Annotated in this window: 18 protein-coding genes; 9 read left to right on the forward strand and 9 right to left on the reverse strand. The window is 59.9% G+C overall.

Features of this window, described 5'->3' with window-relative positions; all coding sequences use genetic code 11:
• The first annotated feature begins 89 nt into the window (after positions 1-89).
• The 3 genes from ACQZ40_RS11930 (at position 90) to chrA (ending at position 2,646) form a co-directional block, all read left to right on the forward strand.
• Positions 90-632, forward strand: coding sequence for a hypothetical protein (locus ACQZ40_RS11930; RefSeq protein WP_448748014.1), 543 nt, complete (start codon positions 90-92; stop codon positions 630-632).
• A gap of 136 nt (positions 633-768) precedes the next feature.
• Positions 769-1,251 (forward strand): hypothetical protein, encoded by a 483-nt coding sequence (locus ACQZ40_RS11935; RefSeq protein ID WP_448748015.1) that lies wholly within the window; start codon positions 769-771, stop codon positions 1,249-1,251.
• A 186-nt stretch (positions 1,252-1,437) separates the two neighbouring features.
• Positions 1,438-2,646: a chromate efflux transporter gene (gene chrA, locus ACQZ40_RS11940; protein ID WP_448748025.1), complete on the forward strand. Its 1,209-nt coding sequence runs from the start codon at positions 1,438-1,440 to the stop codon at positions 2,644-2,646.
• Between the two features lie 3 nt (positions 2,647-2,649).
• Here the strand turns inward: chrA and gcvA are convergent, their stop codons facing one another.
• On the reverse strand, positions 2,650-3,531 hold the full coding sequence (gene gcvA / locus ACQZ40_RS11945) for a transcriptional regulator GcvA (RefSeq protein WP_149743737.1): 882 nt from the start codon (positions 3,529-3,531) through the stop codon (positions 2,650-2,652).
• Between the two features lie 133 nt (positions 3,532-3,664).
• Between gcvA and ampC the strand changes: the two genes are divergently transcribed.
• Both ampC and ACQZ40_RS11955 read left to right on the forward strand, forming a co-directional pair.
• Positions 3,665-4,822: a class C beta-lactamase gene (gene ampC, locus ACQZ40_RS11950; RefSeq protein WP_448748016.1), complete on the forward strand. Its 1,158-nt coding sequence runs from the start codon at positions 3,665-3,667 to the stop codon at positions 4,820-4,822.
• Positions 4,823-5,071: 249 nt separating this feature from the next.
• A complete protein-coding gene (locus tag ACQZ40_RS11955) occupies positions 5,072-6,394 on the forward strand; it encodes a solute carrier family 23 protein (protein WP_448748017.1) in 1,323 nt (440 codons plus the stop codon).
• 122 nt (positions 6,395-6,516) lie between these two features.
• On the opposite strand, the gene ACQZ40_RS11960 is transcribed toward ACQZ40_RS11955, so the two are convergent.
• The gene (locus tag ACQZ40_RS11960; protein ID WP_448748018.1) at positions 6,517-7,413 is read right to left on the reverse strand and encodes an SDR family oxidoreductase; all 897 of its coding nucleotides are present in this window, start codon (positions 7,411-7,413) and stop codon (positions 6,517-6,519) included.
• Between the two features lie 107 nt (positions 7,414-7,520).
• Between ACQZ40_RS11960 and ACQZ40_RS11965 the strand changes: the two genes are divergently transcribed.
• Positions 7,521-8,339, forward strand: coding sequence for a helix-turn-helix transcriptional regulator (locus ACQZ40_RS11965; RefSeq protein ID WP_078053581.1), 819 nt, complete (start codon positions 7,521-7,523; stop codon positions 8,337-8,339).
• Between the two features lie 72 nt (positions 8,340-8,411).
• Here ACQZ40_RS11965 and ACQZ40_RS11970 read toward each other — a convergent pair whose 3' ends face one another.
• The 7 genes from ACQZ40_RS11970 to ACQZ40_RS12000 form a co-directional block, all read right to left on the reverse strand.
• The gene (locus tag ACQZ40_RS11970) at positions 8,412-9,524 is read right to left on the reverse strand and encodes an FAD binding domain-containing protein (protein WP_065656042.1); all 1,113 of its coding nucleotides are present in this window, start codon (positions 9,522-9,524) and stop codon (positions 8,412-8,414) included.
• A gap of 101 nt (positions 9,525-9,625) precedes the next feature.
• Positions 9,626-10,873, reverse strand: a complete 1,248-nt coding sequence (locus ACQZ40_RS11975) for an oxalate decarboxylase family bicupin (protein ID WP_078053579.1) — start codon at positions 10,871-10,873, stop codon at positions 9,626-9,628.
• 1 nt (position 10,874) lies between these two features.
• Positions 10,875-11,342 (reverse strand): hypothetical protein, encoded by a 468-nt coding sequence (locus tag ACQZ40_RS11980; RefSeq protein ID WP_448748019.1) that lies wholly within the window; start codon positions 11,340-11,342, stop codon positions 10,875-10,877.
• Between the two features lie 240 nt (positions 11,343-11,582).
• Positions 11,583-11,957 carry a response regulator transcription factor gene (locus ACQZ40_RS11985; protein WP_065656039.1) on the reverse strand — a complete coding sequence of 125 codons (375 nt, stop codon included), beginning with the start codon at positions 11,955-11,957 and terminating at the stop codon, positions 11,583-11,585.
• Positions 11,958-12,023: 66 nt separating this feature from the next.
• On the reverse strand, positions 12,024-12,680 hold the full coding sequence (locus ACQZ40_RS11990) for a response regulator transcription factor (protein ID WP_065656038.1): 657 nt from the start codon (positions 12,678-12,680) through the stop codon (positions 12,024-12,026).
• Positions 12,673-14,253, reverse strand: coding sequence for a PAS domain-containing sensor histidine kinase (locus ACQZ40_RS11995; protein WP_065656037.1), 1,581 nt, complete (start codon positions 14,251-14,253; stop codon positions 12,673-12,675). Before ACQZ40_RS11995 ends, ACQZ40_RS11990 begins: the two co-directional genes overlap by 8 nt.
• A gap of 250 nt (positions 14,254-14,503) precedes the next feature.
• Entirely contained in the window at positions 14,504-16,798 is a 2,295-nt protein-coding gene (locus ACQZ40_RS12000) for an FdhF/YdeP family oxidoreductase (protein WP_065656036.1), read from the reverse strand.
• A 412-nt stretch (positions 16,799-17,210) separates the two neighbouring features.
• Between ACQZ40_RS12000 and ACQZ40_RS12005 the strand changes: the two genes are divergently transcribed.
• From ACQZ40_RS12005 to ACQZ40_RS12015, 3 genes are all read left to right on the forward strand, one after another.
• Positions 17,211-17,729, forward strand: a complete 519-nt coding sequence (locus ACQZ40_RS12005) for a Dps family protein (RefSeq protein ID WP_065656035.1) — start codon at positions 17,211-17,213, stop codon at positions 17,727-17,729.
• Between the two features lie 19 nt (positions 17,730-17,748).
• Positions 17,749-18,729, forward strand: coding sequence for an alpha/beta fold hydrolase (locus ACQZ40_RS12010; RefSeq protein WP_271046572.1), 981 nt, complete (start codon positions 17,749-17,751; stop codon positions 18,727-18,729).
• A 68-nt stretch (positions 18,730-18,797) separates the two neighbouring features.
• On the forward strand, positions 18,798-18,968 hold the full coding sequence (locus ACQZ40_RS12015; RefSeq protein WP_271046573.1) for a hypothetical protein: 171 nt from the start codon (positions 18,798-18,800) through the stop codon (positions 18,966-18,968).
• Positions 18,969-19,105 lie beyond the last annotated feature (137 nt).

Raw genomic sequence — 19,105 nt, forward strand, 5'->3', positions numbered from 1 at the left:
CCACCCAGACCTCAACACCCGGCAGATGTAATCAACGACGGGCACCCGGCTGTAACCCGTACCCCGTCATTTTCAACAAGGAGAAGACCATGCCAACAGTCAACAACCCTCCCGCCCTGGTGCCCCAGCTAACCCCCGCCTGGTGCTTTGCCGCCGTCGAACAGATGGTGCGGGCCTATTATGGACTTCCCGCGGCGACGCAATACGTCATTGCAAGGCGCAACACCGCAGCACTCGCCACCGTCGATCCCGCGGTTCGAGAGCGCTGGGAACTGGCGGAGGTTCTGGATCAAACCGGCGGCATCAATGAACAGGCCGGCGCCAATCAGAACAGCAATATCGTCCAGCTGGTTTCCAGCCAGTGGAACGCCTTCGATCACGAAACGACCGGCGGCCACTTCGTCAATGGCCTGACGGCCGATATCGTCAGACACGAGATCGATAACAACCGCGTCTTCGTGATCGGAACGGAGTACCACTATTACCTCGTCTATGGCTACACCGTGAATGGCAAGGATCTGGAACTTCATATCCTCGATCCATGGCCGGCCGGGCAGGGCGGTGCCAGAACGCGGCTCGGCCTGCAGGCGTTTTTGGCCATGCCGGCCCGCGTCTCCATCACCTTCGGCTAAGCCGATAGACCGAACACCGGCCGCATTTCCATCGATTGCCGGATTTATCCGGCGCCCAATCAACCACAGATCCCACCATGCTATCCTGCACGCCAACGTCCGGGAACAGGTGGTCCATGTCCAAAAGGAGATACACATGCCACTTCTTGGCAATTTCGTCGTCAAGCATATCCGGCCCTTCGGTGAAGCAGGCTATAATGCTTTCGGCAATGATCAAACCATCAAGTTCCTCTCAAGTCTCGGGCTCAGCGGCGGGGATATCGCCAGTATCTTCGCCGCCTGGCGTCTTGCGGCCCTGGCCGATCCCATGGGGCAGAGCAGCCTTCTCGTTGCCGCCGCGAATGGGCTGGCGCAGGCGCGATGGGAATATCTCTATGAGACCCAGATGAGCACTGTCCTGTTCCTCGACGATGTCCAGCTTGAATCCCTCAGCCACCTCGCGCCGGGCGCCAACCAAAACTTCTCATGGCGATCCCCAACCCCCATCGCCGCCGCGGTGACGATCCACAACGGCAGCAACCGGCATCACATCATCTGGGATGCGACGGGCTTTTCCGGCGGCACCGATGAAAATGGCTGGATTTCGCACTTCACCGCATTGTTGCCCACCGAGCGATAGGCCCTTCGCCGGATAATCGCCAAACGACGCCGGAACGTTATCGCAACGTTCCGGCGTCAACGCCGTCAGTCCCTTCATATGCCTGTCATAATGGTATCTGATACCGAAACCGTCTTGAGGCTGATATGTGTTGACGACTAGCCGTTGCACGCAGGGAGTTCTTTGGTGAAATCGTCAACGCGAAGCATGGAGGCCGAAGTGCAGGGCCAGAGACACGGCACGCCCGGCGAGGTCTTCGCGGCCTTCCTGAAGCTCGGCGTCACCTCCTTCGGCGGCCCCATTGCCCATCTCGGTTATTTTCGCGATGAGCTGGTCGTGCGGCGCAAATGGATCGACGAGGCCGGTTATGCCGATCTTGTGGCGCTGTGCCAGTTTCTTCCTGGCCCGGCCTCCAGCCAGGTGGGGTTTGCGCTCGGGCTGCTGCGGGCAGGCCCGCTCGGTGCGCTGGCGGCCTGGACGGCTTTTACCCTGCCATCCGCCATTCTCCTCTTTTTCTTCGCCATGGTCGCCGCCTCCATCGAAGGACCAGTCGGCACCGGCCTCCTGCATGGGCTGAAAATCGTCGCCGTCGCCGTCGTGGCGCAGGCGGTCTGGGGCATGGCAAAAAGTCTTGCGCCGGATCGTGAGCGGGCCAGCATCGCGCTTGCCGGCATCGTCTGCGTCGTGTTTGTCGCCGGCGCCTTCGGGCAGATCCTGGCGCTTGCCGTCGGCGCGCTCGCCGGGCTTGCCTTCTGTCGCGCCGATGCCGCGCGGCAGGCCACCCATCTCGCCTTCCGGGTGCCAAAAAGTGCGGGATACATTGCGCTCGCCACCTTTGCCCTGCTTCTTGGCCTCCTGCCGCTGCTTGCGGCGGTCGCGGCGTCACAGGGCCTCTCCTTGTTCGATGCCTTTTATCGCGCCGGCGCGTTGGTTTTCGGTGGCGGGCACGTGGTGCTCCCGCTGCTGCAATCGGAAGTCGTCGCCACGGGCTGGGTTACGGAAGATGCCTTCATCGCCGGATATGGCGCAACCCAGGCCGTGCCCGGCCCGCTCTTCACCTTCGCCGCCTATCTCGGTGCGGTGGCAGGGCCACAGCCCAACGGCGTTGCAGGTGCGGCTATCGCCCTTGTCGCGATCTTCCTGCCCGGCATGTTGCTACTCGTCGGCGCGCTGCCCTTCTGGGAAGGGTTCCGCAAGCACCTTTTGGCGCAGGCTGCCATGCGCGGCGCAAATGCCGCTGTCGTCGGCATTCTGGGCGCAGCGCTTTATGATCCGGTCTGGACAAGCGCCATCTTCACCCCGAAGGATTTCACCCTGGCGCTCACTGGCTTCATCCTGTTGACGATCTGGAAAACCCCGCCATGGGCCGTGGTGGTCCTCTGCGCGGCCGGCGGCGTTCTGCTCGCCCTGGCATAGGCCTTATTCCGCAGCGCCTATGCTATTGAACATCCAGTCGGAAAAGGCCTGCATGGCGGGTGTCGGCGGTTTCGATTGCAGCCGGGTCAGCCAATAGCTTCCGAGCGAAATGGTAACCGGAAAAGGCTGGATGATCGCGCCGGAGGCGAGATGCCGCGAAAACATCGATGGCGGCGCCAGCGCCACGCCCAGCCCCTGCAGGGCGGCCTCCATCATGCCCAGAGACGTATCGAAAACAATGCCGGCATTCACCTGCGCGGCGGGCGTCACGCCGGCCGCGGCAAACCAGTTGCTCCATTCATCGGCCCTGTAGCTGCGCAGCAGCGTCGCTTCCATCAGATCAGCGGGCGTTTTCAGCGTCTCTGCCAGTTTCGGCGTGCAGAGCGGGGAGAGAGGCGCCTCGAATAACCGAAAGGCATCCGTGCCATGCCAGGAACCCTGGCCGAAACGAATGGCGAAATCCAGCCCTTCAGCCGCCATATCCACCCGGTTATTATTGGTGGAAACCCTGACATCGATGAAGGGATGCTGCTTCTGAAACGCCTTCAGCCGGGGCAGCAGCCAGCCCACGGCAAAGGTTCCCACAACACCCAGAAACAGCAGTTCGCGCACCTGACCGGCCTCGATCCGGTCGAGCGTCGTCGCCATCTGGTCGAAGGAACTCGTCACCGTCGGCAGCAGGGCCTCGCCTTCGGCGGTAATCTTCAGGCCGCGCGGAAGCCGCTGAAAAAGCGAAACGCCAAGCCGCTTTTCCAGTCCTTTCACCTGCTGGCTCACAGCCGCCTGCGTCACACATAATTCGATGGCCGCGCGGGTGAAGCTCAGGTGCCGCGCCGATGCCTCAAAAGCCCGTAAGCCGTTCAGTGGAAGAAATTGCCGAACCATTCGAGACCTAGATTTTCTTGTGTCTTCTCCGAGATATCATGATTTGTTCGTGCAATGTAGGCCGGTTAAACGTCTTTCGCTGGGAACGGCCCACGGGCTGAAAATCCACCCTAGGTTTTGGAGAACGCGAAAGATGAAACTTAATCGCAGACATATCGCACTGGCCACTTTGCTTTCGACGGGCCTGCTCACGCAGGCGCTCGCCGCCGATGATGCGAAGCTGAAAGCGATAACGGATGCAGCGATCAAACCGGTCATGGAGAAAAACGGCATTCCGGGCCTTGCCGTTGGTATCAGTGTCGATGGCGAAAGCCACATCTTCACCTATGGCGTCATGTCCAAAAGCTCGGGCCAGCCGGTGACGGCGCAGACGCTTTTCGAACTCGGCTCCATCTCCAAGACTTTCACGGTCACCCTCAGCACCTATGCCGAAATGAATGGCCGGCTTTCGCTCTCGGGCAAGGTGGAAAATTATCTTCCCTCCATGAAGGGCAAGCCCTTTGGTGATGTCACGCTGATGCAACTCGGCACCCACACCGCCGGCGGCTTTCCGTTGCAGGTGCCGGATAACGTCAAGTCGGAGCAGCAGTTGCTGGCCTATCTCAAGGCCTGGAAACCCTCATACAAGCCCGGAACACACAGAACTTATGCCAATCCCAGCATTGGAATGCTCGGATACATCACCGCAAAGGCCATGGGCCAAAGCTTCGATGACGCCATGAAAGATACGCTCTTTCCCGCTCTGGGCTTGAAGAACACCTTTACCGTGGTGCCTGAGGCAAAGATGGCCGATTACGCGCAGGGCTATAAGCGAACGGGCGAGCCCGTCCGCGTGACACCCGCCGTTCTCTCTTCGGAAGCCTACGGCGTCAAATCGACAGCGGAGGATATGATCCGTTTCGTCAATGCGAATATGGGACTGGAAAAGCTGGACGGAAAAATCCAGCAGGCGCTCACCAACACCCATACGGGATATTTCAGCGTCGGCGCCATGACGCAGGACATGGTCTGGGAGCAATATGCCCATCCCGCACCGCTGAAGACATTGCGAGAGCTGAATTCCGGTGCCCTGCTCAAGACTGTTCCGGTTTCCGAAATCTCGCCGCCCATGAAGCCGCGCCAGGATGTCTTCATCAACAAGACCGGCTCCACCAATGGTTTTGGCGCTTATGTGGCGTTCATACCAAAGCAGAAATTGGGCATCGTCATTCTGGCCAATAAAAACTACCCCAACGAGGAGCGGGTTTCGGCGGCCTATGAGATTCTGACGGCGCTTGAAAAAGCGCGCTAATACCGTCGATCTGGTATCTTTTTACCGGCGCGGGAGCTGATTGTTCCGCGCCGGAATGCGTAACAGTGGGAAACGGTCCGTTGCCGATGACAGGTGCAGCCGATCGCGCTAACGGAGAAAAGATGCATCGGCTGCCGATTCGATCTCCGGAGGCAGGCGCAAATCATAAAAAGCAAATCTTTTGCACGGCGACGAACTGAAACCGGAAAATCCGGGAAGCGCGTGCCGGCTGTTTCCTGGGGGGACGACATGAGTGATACCGGTGGTTATTTTCCGCGCTGGCGACTGAAAACCGAAGGGCGCATCCTGCCCGATGAGCGTCTGCCTGCGGGGCAGACCGCGGTGCTCGGTCTTCAGCATGTCGTGGCGATGTTCGGGTCGACGGTTCTTGCACCATTGATCATGGGGTTTGATCCGAACGTCTCTATCCTGTTTTCGGGCATCTCGACACTGATCTTCTTCATCGCCGTTGGGGGACGTGTCCCGAGCTATCTTGGCTCTTCCTTTGCGTTCATCGGACCGGTGCTCGTGGCAACGGGGGCGGCCGCGGGCGCGGCGAGTCCTGATATCGCGCTGGCGCTCGGCGGCATCATCGCCGCCGGTGTGCTTTATGCGCTGATCGGCGTCATCGTCATGATCGCCGGCCATGACTGGATCGAAAAGCTGATGCCGCCGGTTCTGACCGGCGCGATTGTAGCGGCAATCGGTCTCGTCCTCGCACCCATTGCCATTGCAAGCGCTTCCGGCTCCGGCCCGGGCAATCCCGACGGCGACCAGCTGTCGCGCTGGATTGCGATCCTGACTGTCACATCGGTCGGCGCGATTGCTGTCTATGCGCCCGGCATGGCGCGCCGCTTGCCCATTCTTCTCGGCGGCGCGATTGCCTATATCGCTTATCTCGTGGTGGCGAACGGCCTCGGTCTCGGCAAACCGGTCGATTTTGCAGGCGTTGCGGCCGCATCGTGGTTCGGTCTGCCGACATTCACCGCGCCGGTATTTGCCGGCTCCGCGATTGCGCTGATTGCTCCGGTCGTCGTCATTCTCGTGGCGGAAAATCTCGGGCATATCAAGGCGATAGGCGCGATGACCGGGCAGAACCTCGATCGTTATCTCGGTCGCGCCTTTATCGGTGACGGCATTGCGACGATGTTCTCAGGCGCCTTCGGTGGAACCGGCATGACGACCTATGCCGAAAACATGGGTGTCATGGCGATAACCCGCATTTTTTCGACGCTCGTCTTCGTCGTAGCTGCACTGGTGGCCATCATTCTCGGCTTTTCGCCGAAATTCGGTGCGCTCATTCAGACCATTCCCGGACCGGTCATCGGCGGCCTTTCCGTCGTGGTCTTCGGCCTCATCGCGGCGACAGCTGGGCGGATCTGGGTTGAAAACAGGGTCGATTTTTCCGAGCCGCGCAACCTCATCACCGTGGGTATCGCGCTGGTGCTGGGCGCCGGCAACTTCAAGCTCAATGTCGCGGGCTTCACGCTCGATGGCATCGGCACGGCAACAATCGGAGCGATTGCCTTTTACCACCTGCTGGGCCTTGGCAGACGGGCGTCGGGCAAGTGATGCCTGCCACCTGAACATCCACCATGTTTGGAAGCAGCATCGGTTTTCCCGGTGCTGCCGTGTTGCCATCTTCGCCGCATCTGATCCTGACGACAGGCGTGAGGCGGACGCCTGCCTGCCGGTTATTCGATCGTCGCGTAGTCCATGGCTATGAGATCGTCGAGCAGGCCCGGTCCAGTGGGTATCCAGCCGAGTTTCTCCCGGGTGAGCGCGCTGGAGGCCGTAAGATCCATGGCGGCGAACAGGGCAAACCAGCCGAAATGGCCGGCGGCGTCCTCTTTGCCTATGGAAACGAGCGGCAGCCCAAGCCTCTCGGCAACTATCCCGGCAATATCGCGCACCATAACGCCTTCTTCCGCCACGGCATTATAGCGAGCACCCCGCTCGGCCCGAAGGAGCGCCATCACGTAGAGCTTCGCCACATCGTCCACATGCCCGGCTGACCAGCGATTGCCGCCGTCCTCGACATAAGCGACAATGCCTTTTTCGCGCGACATCTCGATATAGGGCGAGATGAGGCCCTGTTTTACCGTGTCATGCACCTGCGGGAGCCGGACGACGCCGAGATTGACGCCCGCCTGCAATTGCTCCTGGCCCGCGAGTTCCGAGGCGATGCGCGGATTGAAATGATGCGTATCGAACACATCCTCCCGGGCGGGTTTGCCATTGCCGGGATCACCCATGCCGACCCCTGAGGTGATGAGCATCGGCCTGTCGGAACCAGCCAATACGGCACCGAGCGCCGCGATCACCCGGCGGTCCTTTTCGCAATTGGCGGCGAAATTCGCGAAATCATGGTCGAAAGCCGTATGGATGACGGCATCGGCAGTCTCTGCACCCCCGGCGAGTCTGGCCGCATCTTCCAGCGTTGCGATGTGGGCGGAAGCTCCAGCGGCCTGCAGCGCTTTTGCGCCGGCCTCCGAGCGGGTGAGGCCGATTACCTCATGGCCGTCGATGAGCAGTTCACGAAGAATCCGGGAGCCGATGAACCCGGTGGCACCTGTCAGAAAAACACGCATACAAAATCTCCCGCGTTGACGGGGAGGGTGATCTCATGAAGAATTGTCCTGTTAAAGTAGTGACTTTATCATGGTATAATTCTCAACAGGCTGCGGCGAGAAATGTAATGACGGAGAATGCACTCAGCACCTTCCTGCGCGATCGCCGCCTGCGGCTTGATCCTGCAACGTTTGGTTTTCCCATCGGCCGCCGCCGCACACCGGGTCTGCGGCGGGAGGAGGTCGCCCAGCGTGCCAACATAAGTCCGACCTGGTATACGTGGCTGGAGCAGGGTCGCGGCGGTTCGCCCTCGGCGGATGTGCTGGATCGTATCGCCAAAGGACTGATGCTGACCGATCCCGAGCGCGACCACCTGCATATATTGGCCTTCGGACATCCGCCCGAGCAGCGTTATCGCCAGCCCGAGACGATAACGCCCCGTCTTCAGGGCGTGCTTGACGCGTTGCCCTTCAGCCCCGCGATCATCAGAACGGCGACATGGGACGTCCTGGCATGGAACCGGGCCGCCGCCGTCATCCTCACGGATTACAGCAAACTGGCGAGGGAGAACCGCAACATTCTGCGTCTGATTTTCTCCGATGAACGGGTGCGCACTGCCCAGGAGGACTGGCGCAATGTCGCCCGCTACGTGGTCGGCGCGTTCCGGGCAGATGCCGCGCGCGCCGGCGCTGGCGCCGGCATCCAGCAACTTGTCGATGAGCTCTCGGCCGCCAGCTCCGAATTCAAGGCCATGTGGGATGACAACGAGGTCACAAGCATGCACGAGGGCCTCAAGCGCCTACACCATCCGGTTCTGGGAACAATCGAACTGGAGTTTTCATGCTTTGCGGTGGAGGGACGCTCGGATCTCAACATGATGGTCTATAATCCCGCCAACCCTGAAATGAGCGAGCGATTTCGCTCGCTGATCGCAAAATCCGGATGACCCCCTGCGCTTAGCCGTAGGCACAAGTCGCGGACAACAATGACGCCGGGCGGACCTGATTTTGACCCGTCGTCAGATCGCGGTCTCGGCAAGCCTCCGGCCATAGGCGGCGATTGACTTGCCCACCGGCAGGCGGGTTTTCTGATATCGTGAAAGGGCTGCAGGCAGATCGTCCGTCTGTCGCAGGGCGTCGCGCAGTGCCATTGCGTCGCCCGCGGCCTTGGAAACGCCCATTGCGGTGTGAGGGCGAACCACAAAGGCGGAATCCCCGACCAGCGCCATATGTGGCGACACCATCTGTTCAGCCTCATAGTCAAAAATGCCCTGGATCGATGGGGTTTCCTCGGCTTCCACCGCAAGAGCCAGTTGCGGCGGCAAAAGGGAAAACGCGTCCCTGCGCAGTTGCTCGCGGCGCTGTTCGGCCAGCTCACCTCGGGGGAGCGAATGCTCGAAATGCCTGCCGTCGCGGCCGGCGAAGGTGCGGGGCAGCTCGTCAGCCGGTGTGGGGCGATACCATACCCAGTTGTAACGGCGCTGTCCCTGTTGTGTCTCACCCTTTGGGCCCGGCACGAGGTAACCCAAAACATGAATGCCGGGTGCGATATAAAAAGCGAAGCGGTCGAGCAGCAGGGATGCATCGGCCGGCAATTTGGTTTCCCGGATCAGTCCGCGCCAGGCGACGTAACCCGCAAAGGCGTTTTCTGAATGGCGATTAACCGCCTTGCGGATGACCGAACCCAGGCCATCCGCGCCGATCACCAGATCGGCGCGGTCTTCCGTGCCGTCGGTGAAGGATAGTGTCACTCCATCAGGGCCTTCCCGAACCGCGTTGATATGGTGTCCGAGACGATAGGTATCGGCAAGGAGGCGGGAGGATACGCGCTCGAAGAGATAGTCCCATGAAATCTGCATCTGCGGCGTCTTCTGGCGCTGGGCGACGTGGCCGCCGGCGTCGAGGTAGATGCGCTCCTTCGCAACCACACCGACATGGGAGACGTCTTCGCAGCCGATCTGGCCCAGAACCTCGAATAATTCCTGCTGCGGCACCAATCCTGCACCACGCCCTGCGAGGCCGGATGCAGAGCGTTCGTAGACTTTCACATCGTGCCCGTCCTGCTGAAGCAATATCGCCGTGAAGAGACCGGCAAGCGAGCCGCCGGCGATCCGGATCGTCAATGGTTTCATGGCTGTTCCTGACTTTCGATACTGGTTATGCGTTGCGTCCTGTCTTGGAAGACCTGCGGATCGGGTATGCCGAAACACCGGTCAAAGGCTGGGCAGGATGTTCAGCCCGGCATGATCGCCGGCTGGTTTGCGGGAAACTTCGCCACATCCTCGATGCTGACGTTGAGGTGCTGGGCTACGAGCGCCGGCGGGGTGTGGGTCAGCCAGGACGACAGGCTGACCTCCTGGTATTCGGCGGTCTTGAAGACCGCGACGAATTGCAGGTCGGTCTTGCCGGTATTTTCGATGATGTGGCCCTGGCTCCTCTTCACGTAGCCAATGTCGCCAGCACGGAAATCCGCGGTCTGGCTGCGTGGACCCGCGTCGAACACGGTCATCCGGCCTTCACCCTTGATCCAGTATTGCCATTCGTCCGCGTTGGGGTGCCAGTGCATTTCGCGCACCCCGCCGGGCTTGATCGTTTCGATGGCGGCGGCGATGGTTTTGGACACCGTAAAGGCGCTGCTGTCGGCGAGGCGAATGACGCCGGCAGCGTTTTCCTTCAGTGGCTTTGATGCCGCGAGCTTATAGGTGAACGGAAACGGGGGAAGCCCCGCGCCGGCAACGGCTTCCTGATCCCGGGAGAGCGGTCCCGGCTCCTTGCCCTGGAATATCCAGAGGTTCTGCAGTGGAATGTTCCGGAACACGTCCGGCGCGATGCCGAAATTCTTGGCCAGCAGCTCGGGAGAGGTATGCGCCAACCAGTCGGTGAGAAGCAGGGTGCCATATTCGGACTGGTCGCCTTCGTCGAACACGATGACGAATTCGCAACCGTCGGGACCAAGTCCCTGCAGCGAATGGGGGTAACCGGCCGGAAAATACCAGAGATCACCGGCCTCCACATCCTGCACATAAGCGCGGCCCTGCGTATCGAGCACGGTGATGCGGCAATGGCCATTGGTCATGATCGCCCATTCTGCGGCGCGGTGCCAGTGCATCTCACGAATGCCGCCCGGTCCGAGCCGCATGTTGACGCCGGACACGGCATCCGAAATCGCGAAGTCCGACTTGGTCACCTGACGTGCCCAGCCGCCATTCTGGATACGTTTGGCGGCGTTGTTGAACGAACCCCAGAAAAGCTGCATGTCGCCGACATCGGTCGCCGGTGGGCTCTGGAAAGACGGAAACTGGTTGTTGATCGCAGGGTTCTTCGGGCCGGGATCGCTGAGGCCGGCGGCATTGGCATTAATTGCTCCCTCGGCGGGCTGATCGGGATTGCCGAAAGATGCTGCTCCGGCCGCGCTGGCGGCAAGGGCGGTGCCGCCGACGGCGCCGATTGCGAGGACTGCGCGTCTGGTCAACGTTTCCATTTCAGAACTCCTTGTTCATAGCGAGTTGGGACGAGGTGTCGATTGTGTGGGTCTGTGATGCGAGTTGGAGCAAGGCGATGCGGTCGATCAGCTCGGCATTGAAGAGGCGGTGTTGGAGCTGACAGAAGGCTTTTGGATCCAGTGTGTCGTGCAGGTCCGTTTTTCGGGCGGCGCGCATGGCGACGCAGGATGTGTCGTCGGTGGCCGCTACAGTCTCTTTGCCTTCGGTTGCATCGCCGGCAGACGCGACAGGCGCGGAATGTCCGTAAGGCCTGTCGATCGTCTGCGGTGTGAGGATGCGGAAGGCGCTGGCTGATGCGACGTCTTCGGAGGCCGCGAGCGCCGGCTCGCTATCCCTGATCAGGAGTACATTTCCTCCGAACAAGGCGACCGCACCCAGAACCAACATTGCTGCGACTTTGAGGTGACGCCGTCTTTGCGCGTCGGCATTCTTGCTGATGGAGGTCATGCCCTGCTCCTGAAATGGGTGGTGGTGTCGTCGGGAGCGTCCGGAAGGGAGGCGCTTGACTGGAGCAAAGGTTACGGCGGAGAGGCGGGGCCGGCATCTATACAGAGGTCTAGTTCGTATAGCGGAACGTCTTGGCGGCGAAACAATCCAGGAAATGGCGCTCGCCCAACGACAACGCATGCCCGGACGCACGCGTCGGAGCATGAAATAGCGATGGATTTCACTCGGGAAAGATTGTCGTCAGGATTGCGCGTTGAGCACGGATTGCAGGCATCCGATCAGACTGACGATATTGACTGGCTTGCCGAGAAAGGCCAATGCGCCGCCGTTCAAAGCCGCGTTCCGGGTGCGCTCATCCTGATAGGAGGTGACGAAGATCATGGGCGGATGGTCGCCGCGCCGGTTCAGCTCGCTCTGCAACTCGATGCCGGAAAGACCGGGCATTTTCACGTCCACGACGATGCAGTCGATGCCCGCCTGCTGCTTCGATTCCAGGAATTCTTCGGCAGAAGCAAACAGGCGGCATTCGTAACCAAAGGATATGATCAGATCATCCATGGCTTCGCGAATGGCGGGATCGTCGTCGACGACAGCAATGACGGGAACGGGGGGCAATGAAAGCGACCTTTTCTGTTTTTCTTTCTTCTTCTATGCGCCCATGCCGCTATCAAAGATACCATACTAAGATACAGGTGGCCGCAGCTTCTCGCCGATCAGCTCCGCTTTGCGCACGAGATCGGCGAGGGATCTCGCCTCCATCTTGCGCATGACGTTGCCCCGATGCAGCTTCACGGTGACCTCGCTTATGCCGAGCTCGTAGGCGATCTGCTTGTTCATCAGGCCGCGGACAACCGCGCCCATGACCTCGCGTTCTCTTGGCGTCAGCTGTTCGGCAAGGGAGGTCACGGCGTCGTTCTGGGCGCTTTCGCGGCGTCGTGACGCATCCCGCTCCATCGCGGCCGCGACGGCGTCGAGAATGTCCTGTTCCTTGAAGGGCTTGGTCAGAAAATCCACGGCGCCCGCCTTCATCGCCCGCACGCTCATCGGAATATCGCCGAAGCCGGTCATGAAAATGATCGGCATCCGGTTGCCGACGCGTTCCAGCTGCATCTGGAAATCCAGGCCGCTTATGCCCGGAAGCCGCACATCAAGCAGCAGGCAGCCAGGCCGGTTCAGATTGGCTTTTTCAAGAAAGGCGCCGGCGCTGTCGAAAGCCTCGGCATCGAACTTCATGGAGCGGAAAAGATCGGTGAGCGCCTCGCGCATCGACACATCGTCGTCGACGATGAACACGATGGGTGACGGCGGCTCCTTTGTCGTCTTGCGTGGCTCAGGCATGTTCCATCTCCTGGCTGATCGGCATGGAAATGGTAAAGACCGCCCCGCCGAGAGGATGATTGTCACCGGTAAGCCTGCCGCCCCGTGCTTCCAGTGTCGTGCGGCAGATGGAAAGCCCCATGCCCATTCCCGTTTCCTTGGTCGTGAAAAACGGCGAAAACAGCTTTTCCTCCATCTGCGCCGGGAAACCCGGTCCGTTGTCGTGAACCGCAATATGAATATTGTCACTGTCTTCACGTTCCTTCCGCACCGTGATGGTGCGATTGCCGGTGCCCGCCTCGTCCATGGCCTGAATGGCGTTTGTGAGAAGATTGATGAGGACCTGCTGCAATTCGATCCTGACGGCTGTTATCGGCGGCGTTACCGCTTTTTCTACATGCACCGTGGTTCTGCTGCGTTCCAGCTCATGTTCGAGAAGGCTTAGCGTTTCATCGATAAACTCATCGAGGTCGAAGGTTTCCACCTTGCCGCTCGTATGGGCGAGCAGGCTGCGCGTGTTCTGGATGATTTCACTAGCGCGCTGCCCGTCGCGGATCATGCGTTCGGCCGAGCGGCGGGCGGCGGCGAGATCCGGCGGATCGCGATCGAGCCAGCGCAGCAATGTCTGCGCATTGACGATGATGGCGCCAAGCGGCTGGTTCAGTTCGTGGGAGAGCGATGCGGACATGGCTCCGACGGCCGCCGCCTTCGAGGCCTTTGTCAATTCCGCCTGTGCCTCGGCCAGCGCCTTCAGCGCCATTTCGCGCTGGGTGATATCCACCATGCTGACCACCACACGATTGAAGGAGGCCGCCTCCGCGGGGAAACTGATTGAAAGAAGCACCAGCTTGTCTTCGCCGCTGTCGGTACGCACCACCACCTTGTCTTCAAAGACACCCTGATTGTCGATGATCGCCTGCAGCACATCGACGAACTTGCCGGACGAAGACACGACTGATCGCTGAAGGGTGCCGCGGATAGAGGAATCGTAACCCAGCATTTCCTTTCCGGCTTCATTCGATGCAACGACGGTGATGAGATCGATGCATTGCTGCGTAAAACCCGGATTGGCGCGGGCATGGGCCCGCATGTCGGTGATGCCCCGTTGCTTGAGGCCCATCAGCAGGGCGTGAAGCTTCGAATAGTCGCGTTCCCAAAGTGCGACGCGCGTACGATCGAAAATGGAGCGATAACGCTCCTCGCTTTCCTTCAGCGCCGCATTGACGGACAACATTGCCAGCCGGGCGGTCTCGGTTTTCAAAAGCAGCACGGTCGTGACGGCAAGTGCCGCAAGGGCGACGACCAACCGAAGCGCCGACTGGAAATCCGCATCCTGCGCGTGGGTCGCTGCATAGGACAGGAGGGAAAGAATGGCGCAGGCGCAGGAGATCACGATCAGTCCCGACCAACTTACAGTCTGCGCGGCCAAAAGGACCGTGATGACATAAAGCACCGCGATCGCGCCTTCTATGTCGGTATAGGTATCAACGTAAAATACCCCGGCCGCCAGCGCCAGCGCCCCAAGGCCAAAGGCCAGATGGTGCGCTCCACCTTCCGGTTCGCGCGCGCGAAACATCCTTGACGCAATCGACATTGTTCCCCCGATGCGATTTTTGCCGACAATACGGTTTTTTCAGCACAACCTGACCTATACATAGGTCTTGGTTGCCACCGTCGTCGAAACATCAGGATAGCGGTAAAACGGCACGGCGATATATCGAAAAATCCGCATATATGGCCCGTCTTCCACAGGCCATGCCTGATGGCCCGAGGTGACGTCCAGCCCAAACGGTGGGGAAAAGAGCGTGCAAACACCGTTGCATTGCGCGCCGGGCCTCCGGGCGTCAGGCGGCTGCCGGACTCACCGTGATCGGGACACCCTTGTAGGAAGGCGTTCCGGAAAGGCGGTCATAATGGCCGAGCGCCACCACCGCATTCATCTCCGGATAATAGCCTGCGGCCGATCCCTTCGGGATATTGTATTCGACCGCCGTGAAACCCTGAACGAGGTGTCGGCCCTCATTTTCCGGGCCGATGCCGTGAATATCGATGCGATCACCATCCTTCAGGCCGCGCGCGGCAAGGTCGTGCCGGTTCATGAAGATGATGTCCCTTCGGCCGAAGACGCCGCGATAACGGTCATCCATGCCATAGATCGTCGTATTGTACTGATCGTGACTGCGGATCGTGGTCAGCACGAGTGCTTCCGGATTGGAGATGAGCGGGTCTTCCTCAAGTCCTGTGGCGACGAGGAAATTGGCCCTGCCGCTCTGCGTGTTCCAACGGCGGAAGGAGGCCGCGACATCAAGGCGAAAACCGCCTTTTACCCGAACCCGGCTGTTGAAATCCCTGAAATCTGGAAAGACCTCTTCGATCTTGTCACGGATTCGGTCGTAATCGGCAATCAGCCAGTCCCAATCAATTCCGTGACGGTTTCCGACGGTCGCCTTGGCGATGCCGGCGATGATGGCGGGCTCTGACCTCACCAGTTCCCCTGGTGGATTGAGGAAACCGCGAGAGGCATGCACCATCGACATCGAATCCTCGACTGTTACAGCCTGCGGTCCTGACGCCTGAGTATCCAGATCGGTGCGTCCAAGGCAAGGCAGGATCAGCGATGTCTTTGCTGTCAAAAGATGAGAGCGGTTGAGCTTCGTTGCGATATGAACGGCCAGATCGAGGTTGCGCATGCCCTCGAAGGTCGCGCCTGTATCCGACATGGCGACGGCGAGATTGCCGCCGAGGCAGATAAGTGCGCGGGATTTGCCGGCGATGATTGCCTCCACGGCTTCTATCGCGTTGTGACCCTTCTCCGCAGATGGGCGGAAACCGAAAGCGCGCTCCATGCCGTCCAACAGCGCCTTGTTCGGGATTTCGGTAATGCCGACGGTACGGTCCCCCTGAACATTGGAATGGCCACGAATGGGCGCTATTCCCGCCCCGGGGCGACCCATATTTCCACGCAGCAGCAGGAGATTGGCGATCTGCTGCACGTTGCTGGTACCCTTGGCGTGCTGGGTTATACCCATGCCGTAACAGATGATGACGTTAGAAGCGTTCACATAAATCCTCGCAACACTCTCTATAGCCTCCTTCGTCAGCCCGCTGACTGAGCAGATCATATCCCAGGACGTCGCGTCGATATCGGCGCGAAGCGCGTCGAGGCCTGCGGTATGTTCCTCGATGAAAGCCCGGTCGAGTACGCCGCCGCGGTCCGCCTGAAGGCTCTCCGCATCGAGTTCGAACACCGCCTTCATAATGCCCTTGAGGGCGGCGAGATCGCCTCCGGTGCGAAGCTGGTGATAGGCGGAGGCGATTGGCGTCGAAGAGAGCGTCGCCATCTCGATTGGGTCCTGCGGCGCGGCGAACCGTTCGAGCGCGCGTTCCTTCAGCGGATTGAACACGACGATCGGCACGCCGCGTTTTGCGGCATTATGCAGAGTCGTCATCATGCGGGGATGGTTGGTGCCGGGATTGTGGCCGAAGCTGAAGATCGCATCGGCATGATCGAAATCCTCCAGCGTCACCGTGCCTTTGCCGACACCGATGGATTTCGGAAGGCCGACGCTTGTCGCCTCATGGCACATGTTGGAACAGTCAGGGAAATTGTTCGTGCCATAGGCGCGCACGAAAAGCTGGTAGAGAAACGCAGCCTCATTGGATGCCCGGCCGGACGTGTAGAACTCAGCCTTGTCGGGGTCGTCAAGCTTGTTGAGTTCCCGTGCGATCAGGCTGAAGGCATCGTCCCAGGCAATCGGTTCATAGCGGTCCTTCTCGGAATTGTAATGCAGGGGAAGGGTTAGCCGGCCGGCATCCTCAAGCTTGTGATCGGTCCATTGCCACAGTTCGGAAACCGTATGCTGCGCGAAAAATTCGGGTCCGGATCGTTTCGCCGTCGATTCCCAGGTGATTGCCTTGGCGCCGTTTTCGCAGAACTCGAACGATGAGGTGTGTTTGGGGTCGGGCCAGGCGCAGCCGGGACAGTCGAAACCTTCGGGCTTATTGGCCTTAAGGAGCGTCATCGTGCCCTGTGCGACGATCTGCTGATGCGCGAGCGTTTTCGCGACAGCTTTCAACGCATCCCAGCCGCCAGCGGGATGATCGTATTTTTCAATACCTTCCGGCCGCTCTTCTGCCATGTCGGAGTTCCTTCGATTTTGCAGATTGACGATTGTCGTGCCCGCTGACGCTAGCGCAACTGCGGATGAGTAAACATCATACTCAGGCATAGGTTGCCTGCTCCCTGGAGGGCGGAACGAAAAAGGCCGCCTCCTGCGGCGGGGGCGGCCTTGGCGGATCGGGAGGAGATCCGCGGCTCCGGGAGAGGGGATACCGGAGTTCATGGCTTCTGCGAGCCAATCGCCCTGGGGCGGGGCGACAGGCAAAAACTATCCCGGGTGGGAACCCGCCGAAACTACACTTAGGTATCGGGTGGACTGTACCACCAGCCGATTTCTCCCGAGCCATTCTTCTTTCTATCCTCGGTGCCGATCAGACAGCCGCAACAGGGGCGCTCAACATCGGGCGGTCGATTGCAAAAGGAGAACGATCATGGACATGACCACAGTTGCCAGCAACCGCAAGCTTCCACTCGCAACGCCGACTGACCTCGGTGCCGAAGCGAGCCGCGACATCGCCGCCGCATTGACCGCCCTGCTGGCGGATGTCTTCACGCTCTACATCAAGACCAAGAATTTCCACTGGCATGTTTCCGGTCCGCATTTTCGTGATTATCACATGCTGCTGGACGAACAGGGGGCGCAGATATTCGCGATGACCGACGACATTGCTGAAAGGGCGCGCAAGGTCGGCGGCACTACCATCCGTTCCATCGGTCATATCGGCCGCCTCCAGCGTCTCCTTGATAATGATGCCGACTTCGTCACCCCGGAGGACATGCTCGCCGAACTGCGCGAGGACAACAAGCAGCTGACCGCCATCCTGCGACAAACGCACAACCTCACCTCCGACCTCAACGATCACGCCACCACCAGCCTGATCGAAAACTGGATCGACGAGACCGAGCGCCGCACATGGTTCCTGTTCGAAACCACCCGTCGCTCCCGCTGAAGCCAGGCAGGAAACCGACATGACCGACGATCCAATTACGCTGGCGCTTTCGAGACGACGTCTTCTCGTGGCCGGTGCCGCGCTTTCCGCTGCGATGGCAGTTCCATCAACAGCCTTTTCAAAATCCACCTCATCCCGAAACGAAGGAGCATTTCCAATGACCGAATCATTCGTAAAGACCAAGGACGGCGTCGATATCTATTTCAAGGATTGGGGTCCGAAGGATGCCCAGCCCATCGTGTTCCATCACGGCTGGCCGCTATCCTCCGACGACTGGGATGCCCAGATGCTGTTCTTCGTAAACAACGGTTACCGCGTCGTCGCCCATGACCGTCGCGGCCACGGCCGTTCCCAGCAGGTGAGCGACGGTCACGACATGGATCATTATGCCGCCGATGCATCCGCCGTTGCCGAACATCTCGATCTCAGGAACGCTGTTCATATCGGACACTCGACTGGCGGTGGTGAGGTCGCGCGTTATGTCGCAAAATTCGGCGAACCGCAGGGCCGGGTCGCCAAGGCCGTTCTCGTCTCCGCCGTTCCGCCACTGATGCTGAAGACGCCTTCCAATCCCGGCGGTCTGCCGATCGAAGTCTTTGACAGCTTCCGCAAGGGTGTGGCCGAAAACCGCGCCCAGTTCTTCCTCGACGTGCCGACCGGTCCGTTTTACGGCTTCAATCGTCCGGATGCCAAAGTCTTTCCCGGTGTTATCCAGAACTGGTGGCGTCAGGGGATGATGGGCAGCGCCAAGGCCCATTACGACGGCGTCAAGGCCTTCTCGGAAACCGATCAGACGGAAGACCTGAAGGCGATCACGGTGCCGACGCTCGTTCTGCACGGCGATGACGACCAGGTCGTGCCGATCGCAGATTCTGCCGAATTGTCGGTCAAATTGCTGAAGAATGGCACGCTGAAGGTGTATAAGGGATATCCGCACGGCATGCTGACAACTCATGCCGACATCATCAATCCGGATCTGCTGGCCTTCGTGAAGAGCTGATCACCGGTAAAGGGTCGCCGCCGGAAAAAGCGGATGGCGGCCAATTTCCCGCGCGGAAGGAGATTCCGATGCCGTTCAAACTGTCTTATGAAGACCTTGTCCTTCGTGACGGCATCGCCAGCCTGCCCGAGATGCAGGACATCCAACTGGAGCTTCCCCTGTCGCAGCAGGCCGAGGCGGAAAATCGCGTCGATGCGAAGCCGGATACTTCGAACAACGAAACGAAATTTCAAGACTGATCGATGTGATTGCCGTCCTCGGCCGTAGCTTATTGTATCAGCAACCAGACAGGCTACATCGAGGTACCGTTTTCGGTTTCGATGGAAAACTCTCGACACAACGCTTCTCCATCAAGTGGCGCAATATCGTTATTCAT

The organism is Agrobacterium sp. 16-172Ci, from assembly GCF_053522725.1.